The sequence below is a fragment of the Alteromonas sp. MB-3u-76 genome (genome assembly GCF_002831605.1).
Lineage (GTDB): Bacteria > Pseudomonadota > Gammaproteobacteria > Enterobacterales > Alteromonadaceae > Alteromonas > Alteromonas hispanica.
In genome coordinates, this window is sequence record NZ_CP025115.1 from 263,772 (window position 1) to 285,676 (window position 21,905).

16 protein-coding genes are annotated in these 21,905 nt (G+C 44.5%); 10 read left to right on the forward strand and 6 right to left on the reverse strand.

Features of this window, described 5'->3' with window-relative positions:
* Positions 1-217: 217 nt before the first annotated feature.
* Entirely contained in the window at positions 218-1,219 is a 1,002-nt protein-coding gene (locus CW735_RS01160) for a LacI family DNA-binding transcriptional regulator (protein ID WP_071978311.1), read from the reverse strand.
* 433 nt (positions 1,220-1,652) lie between these two features.
* Between CW735_RS01160 and CW735_RS01165 the strand changes: the two genes are divergently transcribed.
* The 7 genes from CW735_RS01165 to CW735_RS01195 all read left to right on the forward strand — a co-directional run bounded on the left by CW735_RS01165 (position 1,653) and on the right by CW735_RS01195 (position 10,866).
* Positions 1,653-2,675: an aldose epimerase family protein gene (locus CW735_RS01165; RefSeq protein WP_100970744.1), complete on the forward strand. Its 1,023-nt coding sequence runs from the start codon at positions 1,653-1,655 to the stop codon at positions 2,673-2,675.
* Positions 2,676-2,857: 182 nt separating this feature from the next.
* Positions 2,858-3,913, forward strand: coding sequence for a UDP-glucose--hexose-1-phosphate uridylyltransferase (locus CW735_RS01170; RefSeq protein ID WP_100970745.1), 1,056 nt, complete (start codon positions 2,858-2,860; stop codon positions 3,911-3,913).
* The gene (galK, locus tag CW735_RS01175) at positions 3,906-5,045 is read left to right on the forward strand and encodes a galactokinase (RefSeq protein ID WP_071978314.1); all 1,140 of its coding nucleotides are present in this window, start codon (positions 3,906-3,908) and stop codon (positions 5,043-5,045) included. The genes CW735_RS01170 and galK overlap by 8 nt, the downstream gene beginning before the upstream one ends.
* Before the next feature lie 128 nt (positions 5,046-5,173).
* On the forward strand, positions 5,174-6,208 hold the full coding sequence (locus tag CW735_RS01180; protein ID WP_100970746.1) for an IS110 family transposase: 1,035 nt from the start codon (positions 5,174-5,176) through the stop codon (positions 6,206-6,208).
* Between the two features lie 427 nt (positions 6,209-6,635).
* A complete protein-coding gene (locus CW735_RS01185; protein WP_071978315.1) occupies positions 6,636-8,198 on the forward strand; it encodes a sodium/sugar symporter in 1,563 nt (520 codons plus the stop codon).
* Between the two features lie 315 nt (positions 8,199-8,513).
* Complete coding sequence (locus CW735_RS01190) at positions 8,514-9,119, forward strand: single-stranded DNA-binding protein (RefSeq protein WP_100970747.1); 606 nt, start codon at positions 8,514-8,516, stop codon at positions 9,117-9,119.
* A gap of 457 nt (positions 9,120-9,576) precedes the next feature.
* Positions 9,577-10,866 (forward strand): alpha/beta hydrolase family protein, encoded by a 1,290-nt coding sequence (locus CW735_RS01195; RefSeq protein ID WP_100970748.1) that lies wholly within the window; start codon positions 9,577-9,579, stop codon positions 10,864-10,866.
* A gap of 37 nt (positions 10,867-10,903) precedes the next feature.
* Here CW735_RS01195 and CW735_RS19460 read toward each other — a convergent pair whose 3' ends face one another.
* Positions 10,904-11,269: a hypothetical protein gene (locus CW735_RS19460; protein ID WP_157812633.1), complete on the reverse strand. Its 366-nt coding sequence runs from the start codon at positions 11,267-11,269 to the stop codon at positions 10,904-10,906.
* A gap of 406 nt (positions 11,270-11,675) precedes the next feature.
* Between CW735_RS19460 and ltrA the strand changes: the two genes are divergently transcribed.
* The 3 genes from ltrA to CW735_RS01215 all read left to right on the forward strand — a co-directional run bounded on the left by ltrA (position 11,676) and on the right by CW735_RS01215 (position 15,732).
* The gene (gene ltrA / locus CW735_RS01205) at positions 11,676-12,947 is read left to right on the forward strand and encodes a group II intron reverse transcriptase/maturase (RefSeq protein ID WP_100970749.1); all 1,272 of its coding nucleotides are present in this window, start codon (positions 11,676-11,678) and stop codon (positions 12,945-12,947) included.
* Positions 12,948-13,061: 114 nt separating this feature from the next.
* Positions 13,062-14,099: an IS110 family transposase gene (locus tag CW735_RS01210; RefSeq protein WP_100970721.1), complete on the forward strand. Its 1,038-nt coding sequence runs from the start codon at positions 13,062-13,064 to the stop codon at positions 14,097-14,099.
* Between the two features lie 532 nt (positions 14,100-14,631).
* Complete coding sequence (locus CW735_RS01215; protein ID WP_071978317.1) at positions 14,632-15,732, forward strand: tetratricopeptide repeat protein; 1,101 nt, start codon at positions 14,632-14,634, stop codon at positions 15,730-15,732.
* Positions 15,733-15,808: 76 nt separating this feature from the next.
* On the opposite strand, the gene CW735_RS01220 is transcribed toward CW735_RS01215, so the two are convergent.
* The 4 genes from CW735_RS01220 to CW735_RS01235 all read right to left on the reverse strand — a co-directional run bounded on the left by CW735_RS01220 (position 15,809) and on the right by CW735_RS01235 (position 21,812).
* Positions 15,809-17,938, reverse strand: coding sequence for an alpha-galactosidase (locus CW735_RS01220; protein ID WP_100970750.1), 2,130 nt, complete (start codon positions 17,936-17,938; stop codon positions 15,809-15,811).
* Positions 17,939-18,039: 101 nt separating this feature from the next.
* A complete protein-coding gene (locus CW735_RS01225; RefSeq protein ID WP_100970751.1) occupies positions 18,040-19,497 on the reverse strand; it encodes an SLC5 family protein in 1,458 nt (485 codons plus the stop codon).
* A gap of 20 nt (positions 19,498-19,517) precedes the next feature.
* Positions 19,518-20,267 carry a SapC family protein gene (locus CW735_RS01230; RefSeq protein WP_071978320.1) on the reverse strand — a complete coding sequence of 250 codons (750 nt, stop codon included), beginning with the start codon at positions 20,265-20,267 and terminating at the stop codon, positions 19,518-19,520.
* A 12-nt stretch (positions 20,268-20,279) separates the two neighbouring features.
* Positions 20,280-21,812 carry a tryptophan halogenase family protein gene (locus CW735_RS01235; protein ID WP_100970752.1) on the reverse strand — a complete coding sequence of 511 codons (1,533 nt, stop codon included), beginning with the start codon at positions 21,810-21,812 and terminating at the stop codon, positions 20,280-20,282.
* Positions 21,813-21,905 lie beyond the last annotated feature (93 nt).

Genomic DNA, 21,905 nt, shown 5'->3' on the forward strand with positions numbered 1-21,905 from the left:
ATCCGATCACGTTACGTCAATAAAATCAATACTTGTAGCAAATATATTACAGATCTTATGTGTTTTTGATCGTTATTGTGTGAAGGATCAAGCACTTTCCCTTATTGGGGATAACCGCTGTAGCACTAAAGGTTGTAACGAAAGAAAATGCAATAAGACTTTCGCTATCATCATCAAATAGAATAGCAAGTCTACAGGGGAACAGGTGTACCAGTTGCTACACCCTGACCACCGAATCTCGTTTTATAATGGTAGGCGTATATTTAAAGGTTAAACCTTCCTCAGGTTGTTTCCCCGAAGCATATTTAAGTGCAAGTTCTGCCGCTTTCGATGCCATCATTTCTACAGGATAGCGAAGTGTAGTGAGTTTAGGTCGACAATATTTAGCTAGTAACACGTCGTCATAACCCATAACCGATACCTGTTCTGGAACGGCAATTCCGTGGTCTTGCAGCATGGTCATCGCCCCCGATGCCATAGCATCGTTATAGGCTAAAACCGCGGTAAATTTCGCGCCTGTGGCTAGCAGGTTTTGCATTGCCAGTTCGCCACCTTCTTGGTCTGGCGTGGCATATTCAATCATGCTTTCAGGTAACACTAAATTGGCGTTCTTTATCGCTGTGCGCACGCCTTCAAGTCTTTGATTGGGGTCGTCTATGCGATATTGGCTACTAATAACCGCCACGTGTTGGTGACCTTGATTGATTGCGTATTCAGCCATTAAACGCCCGCCAGTTACGTTGTCTAGCCACACGCATCTGTTGGCAATTTCGGGTATATAACGGTTAATGAGAACAAACCCAGGGACTTGTTTTGAAAATTCTATTAAGGTTTTATCGTCAAGGGCCTTACTGTGCACAACCATGGCTTCTACACGATGCTCTAGTAACGTTTCAATTGCGCGCAATTCGGTCTCTTTTTCAATAGAGCCGGCACTTAAAAGAATTTGTACGTTATTTTTACGTGTTACCGATTCAACCCCATGCGCTAACATAGCGAAAAATGGGTCGTGTAACTCTGCTATAACAACACCAAGAGAAGCGCTTCTTTTGGTAACCAGCGCGCGAGCATTCGCGTTCGGGCGATAGCCCATTTCTTCCATAATCTTCTTTACGCGTTTGCGGGTATCGTTACCCACTTTCGGTCCGTCGTTGATTACGCGAGACACTGTTGCAAGTGAAACACCTGCCGCCTGAGCTATATCTTTTATCGTCGCCATTTTGTTTTACAACTTTCTGTTTTTATATTTGTTTTACACGACAAGTGCGCTATTTAATGCTCTATAAACGCATGAGCGGAACGCAATTGGGGAGGCCATTTTTAAGCTATAGCGTACATTATATTTACAAAAATGGGTAAATTTCTAACGCTTTAGTTAGCGCTTTCATCAAGTGTGCTGGAACGTTGTGGTTTCTAGTTTGTAACGTATACTTTCACAACAATTGCACATTATTGAAAACGTATACCCTTTATCTTCTTGGGTATAAACGCTTTTTATTGTAAAAAGTGTGTTCGATAAATTATAAACAGAGCAATACGTTGACTGACACGATTGCATTTAGCCAAGTGGCAGATAAAAACATCGGTCAACACCTCCACGGCTTTACACTAGTGATGTTATCTCGCAAACGGAAAAAGGCATTAAAAGTATTATGAATATTCAGGTATCAGGTTTCGGTAGCGCTAAGGGTGAATCTGTAGACATGTTTACGTTAACAAATGCGAATAGCATGGAAGTGAAGATTTTAAGCTTTGGTGGAATTATCAAAGAAATCAATCTACCTGATGCCAGTGGCAAGCCAACGCAGTGCGTGCAAACTTTCGACTCCCTTAACGACTATATTGCCGACGAAAGCTACCGCGGCGCAATAGTGGGGCGTTATGCTAATCGTATTGGTAATGGATGCTTCACACTTGACGGACAAGAGTATCGTCTTGACAAAAATAACGGCGAGCATTGCCTTCACGGTGGCAACGCTGGTTTTCACAAGCGCATATGGGAGGCAACCTCTCATTTCGACGACAATGCTGCTTGTTTAGAACTAACGTTACGCAGCGAAGAGGGAGAAGGTGGCTTTCCTGGTAATGTTGTCGTGAAGGCCCGTTATACATTAGACAATAACAACGCCCTAAGACTTACAATACACGCCACTACCGATAAAGCGACGCCTCTTAGTTTTACGCAGCATGCTTATTTTACATTGAGTAACGCAGACTCGGTAGAAAGCACCGTGTTGAAGATAAATGCAAATAAAGTAACAGATGCAGATGCCACACTATTACCTACAGGCGAATTTATTGATGTGAAAAATACGCCATTCGATTTCACTGAGCCCACTGAGATAGGGAATAGAGTTCATAATACGCCAGGCCATAAACTATTTGATATTGTGGGCGGTTACGATCATAACTACGTGCTAAATAATGATGGAAGTGGTCAGGCACAAGCACAGGTATTTGCTGCAGATACAGGGCTAAAAATGCAACTGTTCACCACATTACCGGGCCTACAGTTTTACACCGGCAACCTGAGAAACGATAAGCAAATGGGTGCCCTATGCCTTGAGCCTCAGTATTTTCCAGACTCCCCGAACAAACCTCATTTCCCAAGCTGCATAGCAACACCGGAAAAGCCCGCAAAGATGGAAATTTGTTATGTATTTTCTGTGAGTTAGCCAGCAGATATTTGGTGGTGAATGTAGATGTTATTGAAATTAACATTTATTTTTCTTTCTGCGAACATTGATAAATTTCAGTCTTTACTATATGATTTTGGGTAAACGTTTAACCTCAAGTGCCCAGTTTATTAATTCAGAGTAAAAGTGTAGCACTACATTCATATTTAAAGAGAGCGACTATGGCAGGTCCATTCGACCCTTCAAATGATCCACACCGAAGATTTAACCCGTTATTAGGTGAGTGGGTGCTGGTATCGCCTCATCGTGCCAAGCGACCTTGGCAAGGACAGTCTGAAGAGCCCAATAATGAACAAAAACCGCAGTACGACCCTACGTGTTATTTATGCCCAGGCAATACAAGGGTAAACGGTGAAGTTAATCCTCAGTACACAGGCACCTTTGTTTTTGAGAACGATTTTGCCGCGTTGAAAAAAGATACAGTAGCCGCGAGTGACAAGAAAGGGCTGTTTCAGTTTGAAACCGAGCAAGGCTGTAGCCGCGTTATTTGCTTTTCTCCTGATCACAGCAAAACACTGCCTGAACTGACCGATGAGGAACGTTTGGATGTTGTAGAGTGCTGGAAAGCGCAGACTCAAGAGCTAGGACAACATTATCAATGGGTTCAGGTATTTGAAAATAAAGGTGCAATGATGGGGTGTTCTAATCCTCATCCACACGGCCAAGTGTGGGCGCAGCAGCACTTACCAACAGACCCTGCCAAAAAAGAAGTTCAGCTAAGCGCTTATTTCGCTGAACATGGTCGAGCCCTGTTAGCCGATTACGCACAGCAAGAGATTGCAAAACAGGAAAGAGTTGTCTGTCAAAACGATGATTGGGTGGTAGTAGTGCCCTATTGGGCAGCATGGCCCTTTGAAACATTGTTATTACCTCGCTTTGATGTGTGTGCATTGCACGAGTTAAGCAAAGAACAGTCATTAACTCTTGCACAAATTATTGGCGATATTACCGCGCGCTACGACAACTTATTTGAGACTTCATTCCCTTACTCTATGGGGTGGCATAGTGCTCCGTTTAACTCAAAAGCGCATCCGGAATGGACCTTACATGCTCACTTTTTCCCACCGCTACTGCGTTCAGCCAGTGTGCGAAAATTTATGGTGGGCTATGAGATGATGGCAGAAGCACAGCGTGATTTAACGCCAGAGCAAGCTGCAGAAAGATTAAAAGCGCTTTCTAGCAAGCATTATAAGAAACGTGAGATTACGAATGGATAACCAAATATTCTCTTCAAGTTTTGAGCATCATTATGGCGAAGTGCCAGCCCTTATTGCCCATGCACCGGGCAGGGTAAACATTATTGGTGAACACACCGACTATAATGGTGGCTTTGTTTTTCCAGCTGCAATCAACTTCGGTACTTGGGTTGCAGCATCTAAGCGCAGGGACAACACTATTGTTGTAACCGCTACAGATTACGAAGACCAACGAAACCAATTCTCGCTTAACGACATTCAATATGACAAAGAACAGGGCTGGGCAAACTATGTTCGGGGTGTTGTAAAGGTTTTAAAAGAAGATTTTCCTACTGTTGGTGGTGCTAATTTACTGGTAACCGGTAATGTGCCGCAGGGGGCGGGTTTAAGTTCTTCTGCCTCTTTTGAGGTGGCAATTTTAAAAGCGATCAGTTCGCTTTATGAACTTCCGTTAGATGGCGTGAAAGCCGCGCTACTTGGACAAAAAGCTGAAAACACTTTTGTGGGTTGCTCTTGCGGCATTATGGATCAGCTCATCTCGGCTATGGGGAATGAAGGTAAAGCGATGCTGCTCGATTGCCAGTCGCTATCTATTGAGCATTCTCCGCTGCCAAGTACTCATCAAATTGTCATTATCAACTCCAATGTTAAACGCGGTTTGGTAGACAGTGAATACAACCTGCGTCGCGAGCAGTGCGAAAGTGGGGCGTCATTACTTGGTGTATCCTCGCTGCGCGAAGCTACCATCGAAATGTTAGAAGCAGCAAAATCTGACATGCCGGAGGTGGTATATCGCAGAGCAAAACACATTATTACGGAAAACGTTCGCACATTGGCAGCAAGTGATGCACTGAAAGCAGGTGATATTGCCACGGTAAGTAAAGCCATGGCTCAATCTCACGCATCTATGCGAGATGATTTTGAAATTACCGTACCTCCTATCGATTATCTGGTATCAATAATTGATGAGCTATTGGGAAGTTCTGGCGGCGTACGTATGACAGGTGGAGGATTCGGTGGTTGCGTAGTTGCGCTAGTCCCAACGGACAGCGTAGATGCAGTAAAGGAAGTGGTAGATAAAAGCTACTTTGATAAAACTGGTTATCATGCAGACATTTACGTATGTACTGCCACACAAGGTGCGTTTGCTTAATGTAATAATTGGCGTTCTAAAAAATTTATTTGTGCCCCTTGCCGCATCATCTGATTGCGGCTTAATTAGATGGTCCGCCTCACCTCTAAGCTAATCTTAGAGTTAGGCAATCAAAGAGGCGAACCATCATGTCTACTATTAAAGTTCTTGGAATCGATTTAGGCAAATCATCTTTTCACGTGATAGGCCGCGACTATTCAGATAATCAAATCATTCGCAAAAAATTTTCCCGCTCGGCACTCATTCACTATCTTCATCAATTAACGCCATGCACAATTGCCTTCGAAGCTTGTGGCGGTGCGCACTGGCTTGGCAGGCAGTGTGAGTTGATGGGGCATACGGTCAAACTAATCCCGCCACAATACGTAAAACCTTTCGTTAAAAGCAATAAGAATGATTTTATTGATGCAGAGGCCATATGCGAAGCATCAATAAGACCGAAAATGCGGTTTGTCAGCGTCAAATCAGAAGAAGCCCAGGTCATTTCAGCTATTCATAAAGCAAGGCATGGTTATGTCAAAGACAGAACAGCCTGCATGTCCCGTATAGGCTCCTTACTGCTGGAGTTTGGCATTGCACTTCCAACAGGCCATAGCGTAATGAAGCAACTGTTTAACTGGCTTTCACAGCAGCGGCAGGTCTTGCCAGGGTTACTTATGGAAGAGCTCATGGAGCTGCACGAATATTACCTGCTCCTTAACAGGAACATTGAGAGACAAGATAAAAAGCTAAAGCAACTGGTTGATACAAACCCGATAGGGCAGCTTCTTAAAACCATCCCAGGTATTGGCGATATGACCGCCAGCCTTTGTATTGCCAACATCAGTAGCGCTACGGATTTTAAAAACGGAAGAAACATGGCTGCATGGTTAGGGTTAGTTCCAGCGCAGTACTCAACTGGCGGTAAACCCAAATTACTGGGGATAAGCAAGCGGGGTAACAAAGAACTCCGAACCTTGTTTATCCATGCCGCCAGGGCGGTTATGTCCAGGCCGGATAAGACCGGAAAGATTTATGGCGAGTGGTTGATAAATTTACGCGCCACCAAGCCATTCAATGTTGTAACCGTTGCCCTGGCCAACAAACTGGCCCGAATAGCATGGGCAGTGATGAAAACAAAAAAAGCATTCAACAGCAAAGCGTTAGCACCGGGTTTGCAATGATAAATATGATGACGAAAACGGTAGAACCACTGGATTAAAACCTGACATAAAAAACAGCTCTCAGAAGCTTTCGGTTTTTTGAGGATAATCCAGCGCGGATCTCATCGTGGAGCGGGTTGCGAAAGCGCCTAAACAGACTCCGAATACATTAGCGCATAACCAACCCCGTTATCGAAATTAATCATTGCAATAACGAGGCGGACCATACATTTTTATTTCTGGTACTATTTATCTCTAGTACTAGATAAGCGTTCAGCTAAGTTCAACACGCCCTAAGATGTGGTACTACGATTTGTGCAGTTAACTTTCTTAGACGTTTGCATAACGCTTTCTTTAATGTCATAAAATGCAACGCCATAAAAACAGCGTCAACAAATATTTTTGCACTCTCTAGGTTTTAAGGCCCTAGTGTTACTCGGGAAATTTTATGAAATTAGCCACCTTAGATATCACCTTGTTTGTGATCTACGTCATCGCGCTTAACGGAATAGCTGCATGGGTTTCCCGAGAGAAAGCGGGACACGAAAAAGATACGAATGACTATTTCTTAGCGGGTTCTAGCTTACCTTGGTGGGCTATCGGCGCGTCACTGATTGCTGCAAATATATCGGCAGAGCAGATTATTGGGATGTCTGGTTCGGGCTATCAGATAGGGCTGGCTATTGCATCTTATGAATGGATGGCTGCCATTACGTTGATAATTGTAGGCAAATTCTTCTTACCTATTTTTTTAAAGCACAAAATTTACACTATGCCTCAGTTCTTGGAGCAGCGCTACGATCACCGCGTGCGCAAGGTCATGGCAATATTTTGGTTAGGGGTATACGTTTTTGTCAACTTAACCGCTGTACTGTGGTTAGGTGCACTTGCTATTAATACTATTGCCGGCGTAGATATGATGTACGGCATGATATTTTTGGGTTTATTTTCTTTAGCATATTCTCTTTACGGCGGATTAAAAGCAGTCGCATTTACAGATATTATTCAAGTGGTACTGCTTGTATTTGGTGGTCTATTTCTCTCTTACACTGCGTTGAATTTAATAAGCGATGGCGCCGGCCCTATTCAAGGATTTATCGACTTAACGCAGCAGTTGCCTGGTAAATTCGATATGATTCTTGCGAGAGACAATCCACACTATATGGACTTACCGGGCATATCTGTTCTTATTGGTGGGATGTGGATAATGAACCTGTCTTATTGGGGATTTAACCAATATATTATTCAGCGAACGCTGGCTGCGAAGAGTCTACAAGAAGCTCAGAAAGGTATTGCGTTTGCTGCCTTTTTGAAACTGCTCATGCCGCTTATTGTTGTGCTGCCCGGTATCGCAGCAGTTATACTGGTTCCAGAGCTTGCTAAACCCGATCAGGCCTATCCCAGTTTGATGACGCTTATGCCTGTTGGCTTGAAAGGAATTATTTTCGCTGCTCTAGTTGCGGCAATAGTTTCGTCTCTTGCTTCTATGACCAATAGCGTTTCAACTATTTTTACTATGGATATATACAAAGATAAGCGTCCTAACGAAACACAGAGCCATTATGTAAAAGTGGGGCGTTCTGTAAGCCTGCTGGCACTTGTTATTGCCATGATCACGGCGAAGCCGCTGCTTGGCAACTTCGATCAAGCCTTCCAATATATCCAAGAATTTACAGGGTTCTTTACTCCGGGTATTTGTGCCCTCTTTATTCTGGGTATGTTCTGGAAGAAAACCACCGCCAATGGTGGTTTGCTAGCAGCTTTGGGGTCCTTTGTTCTCAGTATTGTATTCAGACAGTTTTGGCCCGAACTGCCATTTATAGATCGCGTAGGAATTGTGTTTGTACTGTGTATTGCACTGGCGGTTGTAGTATCTCTTCTAGAGAAGAAAGGCGTGCATGAGAACGCGGTACACTTAGATGAGGTGCAGTTCCATACCACCAGAGGCTTTAACATTGCAGCTATTGCAGTCATTTTCATTCTCATCGCTTTCTATACCGCTTGGTGGTAGGTAGACTGAACAATATGCCGTGCCTGTTAAACCGCACAAAAGATCAGAAGACGGTGTAGAAATATTCTGTTAGCGTTGTTGTACTGAATTAGGGGAATAAAAACTTCATTTTTCCCTATTAAAATACGATATACTACAGGGCTTGAATCAATGAACTTTCGAGCTTGTTGCTGTCGTACTCTTATACAATGCGTAAATAGAATGCATGAAGGCAGTACCTAACAAGGCACAGCGTAATACTATTGAGTAATATGCTGTGCACGTTACTGTAAACAAAAAGCAGCAAGCCAAATAAACACGTTACAGGAGACATCAATGGCAACGAAAGGCGTGAACAAGGTCATTCTTGTAGGAAACCTTGGCAATGATCCTGAAGTTAGATACATGCCGAACGGAAACGCCGTTGCAAACCTAAGTCTTGCAACTAGCGAAAGCTGGAAGGATCAGCAGGGACAACCGCAAGAGCGCACCGAATGGCATCGTTTAACGATGTATCGTCGTTTGGCTGAAATTGCGGGTGAGTACCTAAAGAAAGGTTCGCAGATTTATGTTGAAGGTAAATTGCAAACTCGTAAGTGGCAAGACCAACAGGGTCAAGACAGATACACCACAGAAATTATTGTAGACCAAATGCAAATGCTTGGTGGTCGCGGCGGTGAAGCTGGTGGTCGCGGCGGTGAAGCTGGTGGTGGTAACGGCGGTTACCAACGTCCGCAAAATAACCAGGGCGGTGGATACCAAAACCAGGGCGGTGGCTATAATCAAGCACCAGCTCAGGGCGGTCAGCAGCAAGGCGGTTACAACCAAAACCAAGGCGGCGGTTTCAATCAAGCTCCAGCGCAAGGTGGAAATCAGCCTCAGCCGAAGACTCCGCCAATGGCCGAGCCTGACTTTGACTTTGATGACGATATTCCGTTCTAATTCAAGACAAAATATTAAATGTTGAAAAATAATCTTAAAAGCCGCTTATTAGCGGCTTTTTTTTGAATTTTTTTGATACCGATTATCTATGCGGACTGGTATTAACACTGCAAATTGAAACCGCTAGCATGAAACCCTCGCTCGAAACCGAAACGCCTGAAACTCTAAAGCCCAGAGCAATATCATTTACGCTACTCACACTTAGAGCGAACCTCTTCTTTTCACTTCGCTGAAGCTTTTAGCGACTACCCTAGCGTTTAACCTAAGTGTCTACCCGAGGACTTATCTAACTATTTTCACTATTGAGGTTATACGCTTACCTATAAATTCATGGCGTGAAAGTAATTCGCTCAAGGCGTATTTTTACAATATCTCATATAAATAGAGACTTTCTTGCTTGTCGTCACTAATTGAGTAATATATTGTTTTAAACTTGTTTACAAAGATTTAGCATAATATGAAAACGTTATCCCTATTGAGTGTCTTGTGGTGTAGTGCGGGTTTATTGCTCAACTCGGCATCTTTCGCAGCACAAAATGTCTACAAAGACTTCCCAGCTGATGTAATGCCTGAGCTCAGCGAAAGTGGAAAGCTACAGGTAGGGGTTAAAACCATTGATGTTGCATACCCCGAAGCGGCAATGACAATGTCAGGAGAAATGGTAAAGCGTAAGTTAACCCTCGAGGTTTGGTATCCTGCATCAGAGAGCACGGAGCTGGCGATCTATAGCGATGAAACACGTAGCGGTAAGTCTTTTGAAATTCAAGCTGATGCCTATCGCGATGCGCCCATTATGGCGACGGACGAAAACTATCCTATCGTAGTCATCTCTCACGGTTATACCGGCTACCGCACACTAATGCATTATCTTGGCGAGCACTTGGCTTCTCATGGGTATGTGGTTGCCGCCATTGACCATACAGACTCAACAAACAAAGACGTTAATTTTGCAGAAAGTCCTTACAGTGGGTTTCCAAGTACGCTGTTGAATCGCTCGAGAGATCAGGTGTTTACGCTTAATGCGATTTCTCAGCACAACTTCTTTGCCGACGAGGTGGATGAAACTCGCGCAGGAGTGATTGGTTACTCAATGGGCGGATATGGCGCAATGAGCACGGTGGGAGGTTGTTACGCGTTTAACGATACTACGGCTGCCACTTTTACCGGTACACAAGACCCTGCAACAGTGCAGTTGGTCAAAGCGGCCTTAAACACCTGCGCAGGTGGCAAGCCTTCAAGTGATGACACATTACCCGCATGGAAAGCCGCCCTGGCACTGGCACCGTGGGGCGGGCAGCAGCAGTTGTTTGATACAAAGTCGATATCCAATATCAACGTACCGGTGTTGTTTGTAGCCGGAGATAACGACGATATATCAGGCTACGATGGCATTCGTTGGTTGTTTGATCACACAACGCATAAAGATACCAAGTTACTAACCATTAAAAACGCACGTCATAATGTTGCACCTCACCCGGCACCGAAAGAAGCGTATGGCAGTGAGTTCGACTTGGGTAGCTATATAGAGCCCGCATGGGAAGAGCAAAAGCTTAATGCGATTAACGAACACTTTGCCTTAGCGCTAATGAATTGCCATGTAAAAGCCATGCCAGATTATTGCGCATTTTTAGAGGTAACGGGCAGTAGTGACCAGGTACCAAGCGGCGGTGAGACGCCTGCGCCTTGGAAAGGTTTCGATAATCGCTGGGCGTTAGGGTTACATATGGAAGGAAAAGGCGGAAAATAATTCTGTTTTAAAATCTCTTTGTTAGAGAGTTTATTTGTTACCCGCGAAGGGGCTCGACTATGAGCCCCTTTTTTGTTTGCCCAGCGAAGCTGGCAAACCCGTCAGGTTGAAAGAAACCTGAATCACCCTGACTGAGGGGAAGATAATCCGAATGGCAAGGGCGTTGTTGGCCAACGACAGGGTCCGAAGGAAGCCATAGGAAGTTAGAGGTACACAACGCAAGTGAACCTGATTCGGCAAGACAGGAGGGTAAGCGTGCAAAATAGCGCGAAGCCCGATACCCAGTCAGTCCTGTTTTGTGTTTGAGGGTGGGATTTCTAACAGGGAGCCAGCACAGTAACTGGGGAAGCCTGACACCGTCTCTGGTTATGAGCCAGAAGCATCTATGCGAGAGGCGACTCAAGGTAGGTGTTGGTGCGAGGTGGCAGATGACGCCGTAGTAGTGAGTAAAGTTCGGCCTGTGAAAGCCAGTAATGGTGTGGAGGATAAAACCGAGCTGACCATCAGCAGTGTTTGATGGCGTTCTTATCAGCCAAAAGCTGATTAGGATGGCGAAGGGCGGAAGTACATAGTAAGTCTGTGATGAGCAGATGTTTTTTTTTAGTGGTACACGAATCGACTAGCTATCGACGTCTTCGTACTTGGTTTGTCGCGGAAGCGATAGACTGGCTACGAAACGGTACACGGGAGTAATGTGGAAATGTTGAGTAGATTGCCACTTGGCTAGCACGCTCAATTACCATGTGAAATAGACCAACACGAAGAGAAGCCATCGGCCCCCACACAGCACACCATCTTCGAGGAGGAGCGTGCGGGTTTATTATAGTTTGTACGGTCACTTGCTTAATAAAGCAAGACTGTTCAAGGGATTTAAAAAGGTATTCAAAGCGAAAGGCGCGGCCGGAATAGATGGGCAGAGCCTGAGTACGTTTGCCTCAAATCTGGATAATGAACTGACGCAGCTTCTTCTCGAACTCAAAACCAAACGCTATCAAGCGCAACCGGTAAGACGGGTAGTTATCCCGAAAGACGGTGGCGGCGAGCGTCTGTTGGGTATCCCAACGGTAAGGGATAGGGTCGTTCAGCAATGCTTAAATGACCTCCTAACCCCCATCTTCGAAGAGCAGTTCCATCCATCAAGCTTTGGTTATAGACCGAAGCGGAGCTGTCACGATGCTATCAATAAAGCCACGATGTTTATCCGTCGATATAGACGTCAACACGTGGTGGATATGGACCTGTCGAAGTGCTTTGATAAGCTAGACCATACGCTTATCATTAAGAGCATCAAAAGACGGGTCCGTGATGGCAGCGTGCTGAGCCTTATTACTCAGTTCTTACAAAGTGGAGTGATGGTAGATGGACATTGGCAGCAAACAGAAACAGGCAGTCCGCAGGGTGGGGTAATAAGTCCACTGATAGCGAACATCTATCTGGATGCGTTCGATGAGGAAATGAAACAGCGAGGGCACAGAATAGTGCGCTATGCTGATGACATCCTTATCTTGTGTTGCAGTCGTACAGCGGCAGAGAATGCCAAAGCACAAGCCACACATATCTTAGAAGAAAAGCTAAAGCTAAGTGTAAACACGGAGAAAACACATATCACGCACAGTGACGATGGCGTGAAGTTCCTCGGTGTTGAAATCGGGACGAAACATACCCGCATACAACCTAAGAAACTCACCGCGTTTAAGGCGAAGCTAAAGCAGATGACGAAACGCAATGGCGGAAAACCGCTAGAGTCAGTCATCAATGCACTAAACCCACTGCTAAGAGGGTTTAGTTACTACTTCAAGATAGCCAATGCGAGCAGGGCATTTAAGCAAATAGCGAGCTGGCTACGAAGGCGCTTGCGCAGTATCCAACTCAAGTTATGGAAGAAGGCAAGCCGCCTCCATCGCTGGCTAAGACAGCATGGTTATAAAGGTCAGTTTGCCCACATCAACATGACGAGTTGGTGCAGTGCACGCAGCCCCTTAGCAAGCTATGCGATGCCAAACAGTTGGTTCGATGAACTCGGGCTAATGAACTTGGAGAATGTTGCAACGGGATATGTGTTTAGCAATTACGCTAAATAACTATGTGCATGAGCCGTATACGAGGCCCGTATGTACGGTTCTGTGAGATGTATGGACTCCCTTCCCTGAAAGGGGTACGGTCTTAATTGTCAAATTAGCCAAAGGGGTCCATACATGATTAAGAATACAATTATTGCAATTGACCTTGCAAAGCATTCCTTTCAGGTTTGCAAGTTCAACAGTGACGGAAAAATTGATTATAACAAAGCAATGAGTCGTAAAGCATTGATAGCACTTCTGGGAAACCATGTGTCAGCGTTAGTGGCAATGGAAGCCTGTGGTGGCTCGAATTACTGGGCGCGTTTAGCGAGGCGGCATGGTCATCAAGTAAAAATCATTCATCCTCGCGCAGTAAAAGGGCTGCAATTAAAGCAAAAAACAGATAAAAATGACGCCTACGCTATCGGTATTGCGGCTCAATTACCTCATATAAACTCTTGTGGCATCATGGAGGAAGATGAACAGGGTCTTCAGGCCCTGGAGCGGGTGCGAATGCTGCAGTTGGAGCAAAGGACGGCGTTGGCAAACCAGATACGAGGACTGTTGACGGAATTCGGGATTGTGATAGCAAAGGGGTTAAATCATTTAGTCACTGCGCTGCCTGACATTTTAGAAGATGCAGAAAACGGCTTGCCGATGAATTATCGTCAGGCTTTGGCTGCGCAGTCACAAATGTTACAACTCTATACGACTCAAATAGAAAGTTATGACAGGCTCATAGCAGAACACACGCGGCATAATCCTGTTTGCCAGAAATTAAGTAAACTCGAAGGCGTAGGCCCTTTGATTGCTTTGGGGTTAACCGTTCGATTGGGAAATGCGACAGAGTTCAATACAGGCCGGGATGCATCAGCATGCATAGGTTTGACACCGAAGCAGCATTCGACCGGCGGTAAAGAGCGATTGGGACATATTTCTAAAAACTGTGCAGATAAAAGATTGCGAAGTTTGCTCTATCAGGGAGCAATGTCGGTAGTGAATAAAGCAGTATCCAGAGAGCCTAAGACTGTGAAAGAGCAGTGGCTGAAGGCGTTAGTTGACCGAAGGGGAAAGAAGGTTGCTGCCATCGCGTTAGCAAATAAAACGGTGAGAACCGCTGTTGCTCTAATAAAGAATAATGACGATTACAATCCGATACTGTTAGCAGCCTAAGAGTTAGTAAATCAACAAATTGCGAAAATAAATGGTAAGACCAACCAGCAGAATTCAGCCAGTCCTCTCAAGTGACTAAACACTGTGTGTGAGAATTGAACTGTTGGTGCGTATACATCGAAGGGCAGGAGTAGCTCTCCATTTAAAGCCCGTATATAAGAGCGCATCTACTACTAATTTTTCAAAAGATGTTGATTACTTCAGGGAGTCCATATAAGAGGGATGAGGCAGTGACGCCTCACCCTACTCGATATGCGTTTCTTGTTCGTTTATTTCTTTTGCGAAACGGTAATACCAGTCCGCATAGATAATTCCCAACTCAGCGAGGCTTAAAATGTTCGTAATCGCGGACTGGTATAACTATTGTTACAACTCATTGCTGGAATATTGTTCAGCATAGGTTAATGTAAACAGAGTCGATATAAGCGTAAGCATCAACCTAATATCTAGCACACAATCTATTAAGCCTAGTGTGCAGTAACCATTGCTGTGACAGTGGCTCGACACTATTATTTCCCCAAAAGGAATTGCTATGAAATTGAATTATCCTGCATCGCAACTAGCACGCGCTGCCCTTTTAACAACCATGCTATCAATTACCCCATTGAGCACAACATTCGCAGCTGATAGCTCAGTATCAACGTCGTCTGAGAAAAGTGCAGAGCTTACCAACCTTGAAATGTACGCCAGACAAGGAGACTGGGAGCGTGTTATTGATAAGCTGGAGGACGTAAAAGGAAAAAGTCCAGAGCAATATAATTTGCTGATTTCAGCACTCATGAATACAGATTTAGACGATGCCGAAGAAGTAGCTGAAGAGTTTATAGCAAGCTACAGCAAAGATTATCGTGCCTTTCATACCCATGCCAACGTAATGGGAGCGCAGGCGTCAAACAGTATCTTTTCAGCTTTGGGTTATGCAAAAAAAGCCAAAAGCAGCTTAGAGCAAGCAATTGCTATTGCGCCTGACGAAATTGCGGTTTATCGCGCTCTAATGCAATTTCATTTAGTTGCTCCTTCCATTGCCGGTGGTGATATGGATGAAGCGAAAAAGTTGGCAGAAAAGATCGCCACAATTGATAGCGTAGAAGGCCAATTCGCTTTGGCTAGCTTCTATCTTAAAGACGATAATGAAGACCAAGCACGTGCTATTTACGACGCGCTTGCACAGAATGAGGCCTCGGCCTTACGAGCTAACTTTGAATTCGGCAGTCATTATTTATCTTCTGAAAAATACAGCCACGCTTTTGAAGCGCTGTCGCCACTAATGGAAATGTCGGTAGCAACGGTAGAAAGCAAAGATTCGGCGCAATGGCACGAGTACGAACAGCGCGAAAGCAATTTGCTGTACGGCAAATACCGCCTTGGCCAAGTAGCGTTAAACAGCGACAAATTTACCAATACGGGCATTGCTGCATTAGAGCAGTATATTGATGGCTTCAATACAACGAATATCGATACAGCAGGCCTGCCAAGTGTAAATTGGGCCCAACTGCGACTCGCAGAGCTGCGCTTAAATGCCAATGACATTGAGAAAGCGAAAAGTACGCTGGCGCTTATCAATGGGAGCGAGGGCGAACGTTTTTCAAAAATTCTGAAAGCGTTAAAAAAGAAGATTAAAAAGCGGGCTTAAAGCCGTTTGTTAAGAACAGCCTGAAAGCAGTCAATATCACGTTCAGGCTGTTAGTTTCTTTTCGTTTCTTTTCGTTTTAAACCGCTTTCACTGAATAGATAAGCGCTGTTTCTGGGAAAAGCACGGGTAGTTGCATGCCATACTTCATAAGCACCTCTCCTGTAAACACCTTGCCATCTAGTTGCTGAAGAATGGAAGGGCTATACTCTTTAAGTACTTCAGGCCAAACTCGTTCAACGGTATATTTTTTCTCAGCATCTAGCCCTGCAAAATAAAAACGAGCAGGAGTAGTACGGCGGGTTTCTTGCACACTGTTATAAGCAAAAACACCTTCCTCTTTATTCTTCGACGCATAACCAAACTTAACATTAAGGCCATCATCATCCATACGGAACAAGTCGCCGCCATGCGTGAGATGTCTAATGCGTTTGTAGAGTGAAATGGCATCGGTAAGCACTTTTTCTTCGTGCTCTGTCAGTTCACGTGGGTCCATTTCAATACCCATATGACCAAACATCGCTACTGCAGAACGAATTTCGATGGGTAAGTTTCTACCGGTAATATGGCAGTCGCGCGGGCCTACATGGGCACCCATTACCTCTGATGGGAAAAAGAACGAGCAGCCACGCTGAATATACAGTCTGTCTAACGCGTCATTTGAGTCTGAAGTCCAAAAGCGATCAGTATGAGGAAGTATGCCTAAGTCGATACGTCCGCCGCCCGAGCAGCAGCTTTCTATTTCAATACCAGGGTGGGCTGCTTTAACGCGGTCGATGAGACTATAGAGAGCGGCCATTTGGCCATGCATGGCAGGCTTGCCGTGCAGGTTGCCAGGGTGATTAACGTCGCGGTTCATATCCCACTTGATGTAGCTTATTTTAGGGTAGGCGGCGAGTATGTCGGTAATCACCTTAAACAGATATTCAACAACATCGTTGTTGGTCAGGTCGAGTACATACTGATTTCTAAACGGTACGTGGGGGTTGTTTTCGCTTTGTAATGCCCATTCAGGATGATTGCGATATAGGTCGCTATCTGGGTTCACCATTTCAGGTTCAAACCAAATACCAAACTCCATTCCCAGCCCGGTTACATGGTCAATTAAACCATCCAGTCCCTCTGGATAAATTTCTTCATCTACAAACCAGTCGCCAAGGCCTGCTTTGTCATGACGTCGTCCATTAAACCAGCCGTCGTCAAGCACAAAACGCTCAATCCCTAACGGAGCCACCTTGTCAGCTAGGGCCTTTAAGGTTGCTTCGTCGTGGTCGAAATAAATGCCTTCCCATGTGTTGTAGTGCACAGGACGAGGTTTTGATTCTGCGCTATGGTGTAAAATATTGCTGCGTATAAATTGATGAAATTGCTGTGACAGCGAGGAAAAGCCATCATTGCCATAGCCGGTGTACAAAACGGGAGTGGTATAGCTTTCACCTTTAGAAAGTACTACTTCACCGGGGAATAATAGCTCGCCAAACTGCACATAACTTCTACCATCAGCCATTAACTCTGCACGCAACTTGTGATTAGCTGATGCACCTAGGTGGTAGCCGAAGCATTCACCCTGCAATTCCCCTGTGCCTTGAGGATAGGCAATTAAACCTGGAAAGGTGTCGTGGGAGGTTTTACCGCGGCGGTTTTCTCTCACGTAACTGCCAAAAAAGAGGTCGTGATCGCTAGTTTGAAACTCTGCTGACCATCTACCTTCAAAGGTTTTAATTTTATTAACAGTGGTTGGAAGCGGCAGGCTTGCAGCATTTAAATAGCCAAGGTGAAGCGCTGTTTGCCCCGTATTCTCAACACGCGAGCAAAAGGACGCTACGGTAGTATTGGCGTCTAAACTCACCGTTGTAATTAGTCGCATACCTCTATGCTCATCTTCACCAATAAACTCTACAGAAGCGTCGTTTTGGATAACATCAACAAGACTAAATCCTGCTGACCATTGATCTTTATCACCTGACACTTCAAGGCCTGGCTGTCCGGTCCATCCTTCACCATGCGTAGGCACCAAGCTGATAGGAGGCTCGATAACCGGTGCACACTTGGCTTCTTGACGGGTGTTTAAAATACTGAGCATTTCAGGTGTTGTGGAATCGCTTAATGGCGCGCCGTAATAGATGGCTTTTGGCATACGACCTTGGCAGTCAAAGATGAGCGTTGCGACATTGTTCTTTAGTGTTACGAATGATGAAAAAGATGACATGTAAACCTCTGCTTTAATCATGTTTAAAACATTGTTGCTGGTTATTTTCGCTCAATAACACAAAGAGAATAGCTAACCCATTCTCTTTGCTATTGAATTGATTAGGCCTGTTGCTTTTCGATGGCGAGGGAGAACTCACTCTTTTGACGAAATATGACTTTATTCACAATAAGTGCAAAAGAAACGCAACCCAAGAGCGTGATGAACATAAGATGGATATAGTGCAAACCAAACGGTGCATAAAAAGGTGACGCTTCAAAACTCACAAATGCATAAAACGCTACCCCGAATAATACCGCCCCAATAGCGGCAAACGCATGCACATTTCTAAACAGTAAACCAACAATGAACACTGATAGAATAGGCATACTCAAAAGGCCGTACAGCTTTTGTACGAGGTTAATAATGCTATCGGCTTGCTGATATACAGGAATAAGTGCAAGAGAGACTAAGCACAAAAGCACTGTCACATAACCGCTTAACTTGGGCACATTAGGTGTTTTATTCACATAGCTTTCGTGAATATCGCAAACATAAAGAGCAGTAGCCGAGTTAAGGTTACTATTAAATGTGGTGAGTACTGCGGCTGCCATAGCTGCGGCGAATACGCCGGAGAGCCAATCGGGTAACACGGTGGCAACTATTCTACCGTAGGCACTGTCGCCGATGTCGCCAAACAGCTTGTATGAAACAATGCCGGGAATAACAATAATTGCCGGTACAATAACTAATCGAATTCCTGCTGCCGCAAAAACGCCTTTTTGTGCCTCTTTTAACGAAGGCGCCGCCATGGCTCTTTGTGTAATAACTTGGTTGGTACCCCAGTAAAACATCTGGATGAAAATCATACCCGTTAGCAGCGTGTGCCAAGGAATAGGCGAGTCGTCATCACCAATTAGTGTGAGACGCTCTTGGGGAATGCCATCGAAGTTATAATCAATGGCTTGTAATGCCAGAATGAGCACCACTACTGCCATAGTAAGTAACAAAACACCGGAATACGTATCTGAAACTGCTACTGCGCGAAGGCCTCCAAATATGGCGTAAAGCGCACCTACTACAACAAATATCACTGCAATATACATTAACGGCAGTTCAACATTGAACATGGATTGCATAAACAATGAGCCAGAATAAATAACCGCAGGACAAAAAATGAGTGCGCTGCCTGCAAAAAATAGAACGCTTATTACGGCTCGAATATGTTTATCGTTATAACGAAGCTCTAAAAGCTCAGTGGTGGTTGTACATTTGAATTTGTAATAAACGGGCAAGAATACTTTGGCTAAAACAAACAACCCCACAACAGCAGAAAACTCCCACAAAGCGAGTAATGCCATTTGATTACCATTCATACCAACGAGCTGGTCGGTACTTAAATTTGTGAGCGTAATACTGCCTGCAATGAAATACCAAGCTAACCCGCCGCCGGCAAGAAAGAACTCGCGATTCTGACTTTGTGAGTTTCTGTTTTGGCCGCGACAGCTAAGGTAAGTTAAAAAACCAATTAGCGCGGTAACGAAAACAAAGACAGACACTTGAATAGTGCTGGAAAACATTTACTTACTCCTAGATTTCATTACTGCTTGCTGGTCTCGAATTTCACATTATTGATAAAGCGAGAAGGAAACTTAGTGTTGTGAAGGTGGATGGTTCGATTAATTTGAAAAATCGACCCCAATATATTGAAGAGAACAGAAAGTACGCCGGTTTTGTGGAGAGACGAAAGTTCTTCAGACGTTAAGTTTTGCAATCGCTGCTCGTTTAACATTGCCAAACCGCCTACGCGTTGTTGCGTATTGTCTGAGTATTCAATGATCAAATCTGTTGGCTGAATAAGGTTTAATGCTGCAATGTCATTAAGCAATGCGGCAGTTTGCTGCATTGCGGTAACCCGCTCTTTTAACAGCTTTTGTTTATTATCTAAATAAGCCGTTGGTCGGCCACTAGATAGAAACAACGCCTCTCCTTTAGTTGTTGAGACCGCAGGAGAGTCGATATCTAGAACTGTTTGAGGTGCCTCTGGATCTTTTTCAAAATTAAGCGTGAACGGCAAGGTCCGCAAGCTTAATGGAGTAAAGCGAGCGAGCCACGTCCCCTGCGTTTCAAACACATTTTCTTTTGGTGCAAAGCCGCACAGCGCAGAAATAGTCCAGCGCTGCTGATTTGCTACTTTGCTGAAAAATAGAGGGAATTCACTGGAAGCCTGAACGGCTTCTTTAATTTCCACATTAACAAGATGAAAATTGGAAAATGTTGTCGGTAGACGGCTTTCGTCTACGTAAGTACTACTGTGTTGTTCACTAGATAAAATCTGAAAATTTGGCATTTTTTATTCTCGTTAGCTCGCTAACCACTGCTCAATGTAATTTCTATGATTGGGCAAGCTGCTTAATTTTTGTTGCGTAATGAGTTGGTTTTGCTGAATAACCTTATTGGCTAAATCCCGTTGAGTGTAGAAGTGGGACTGCAAAGAGAAGTCTGGGGAGAACCCCATTCCATACAGAACATATTGATAACTGGCGGCGGGGAAAAGCTCTATTGCTGCGGAAAAGTCAGCAATTTGCGGCCCCCGGTATTTCCAAATTTCCAAATCTTCTTTTAACGAGTCGGGAATAGACGCCGCGTCTCTATTCGCTACCCAATAAGGTTCAGAGCGCTGATTGAAAATGTAATGGAGCTTTAAAAAATCGATAATGCGCTGCCAGCGATACTGCATTTGCTTATTAAAGCGCTGACTTATTATTGGCATAGCAGAAGCGGGCGTTGGCATTTGTTCGGCAATATAGCGAGCAGAAATCTCGATTAACATGAGCGCTGTGGCTTCTAAAGGCTCTACAAACCCTGCAGATAATCCCACACCAATACAGTTGCCCTTCCAAATCTGCTTTTTATAGCCGGAATCGAAGCGTATCACGCGAGGCGTTAGCTCACCTTTGTCGTCTCCTACATAACGGCGCAACAACTCTTCTGCACGTTCGTCTGTCGTAAAGTCTGTAGAGTAGACATGGCCTACGCCACGTCGAGAGGATAGCCCTATATCCCAAATCCAACCTGCTTCTTGGGCGGTGGCTTGAGTATAAGGTTTGATTTCGAAGTCACCGTTATAGGGTACGTGCAGTGCTAAAGCGGAATTGTTAAATAGTGTATCGTTGGCAGACACTACAGGCTCACTTAGTGCTTCGCCCAAAAGCATTGAGCGAAAACCAGAACAATCTACAAACAGATCAGCTTCTAAAATACTATTATCGTTTAGCGTAATGCTCTCAATGCATTGTTTTGAAGACGTTTCTACTTGTTCTACTGTGGCTACTTTGTGAGTGACGCCCAGTTCTTCTTTACAGAATGTTTTCAGCATATCGGCAAATGCGCCGGCGTCTAAATGATAGGCATAGTTTGATTGTGCACTACTATATTCTTCTTCATTGAGAGTACGCGGTGCCATGTTTTGTTCGCAGACATGCTGCTGAAAATTAGTGGAGTTGGCAAATTCAGAAATATTGTCGATATACGGAGCCATTTCTACGCGGCCGTAACCCAGAGGTACAGTAAACGGGTGGTAATAAAAATCGCCGTCTCCATTAACCCAATTAACAAACTTCCCACCTTGTTTAAACGCGGCAGAACATTTTCTAAATACTTCTTTTTCCGAAAGCCCGATATCTTTGAGCGTATTTCGCATGGTAGGCCAGGTTCCTTCACCTACGCCTACTGTGGGGATGTCGCTAGACTCAACCAGCGTTATATCTAATCCACATTGCCCTTTTGCTATTTTATGTTTAGCAGCAACGATGGCCGCAGTTAACCAACCAGCCGTTCCACCGCCAACAATAACGATACGTTGTTTTGATGATGTGTTAGTTGAATTATTCATAGGAGACGATTGCCATTGTTTTACTACATTTATTCACAAACTTACTCGTTTTCCAACAAGCTTGTGAATAAAAGGCAGGGTTCTCACCCTGCC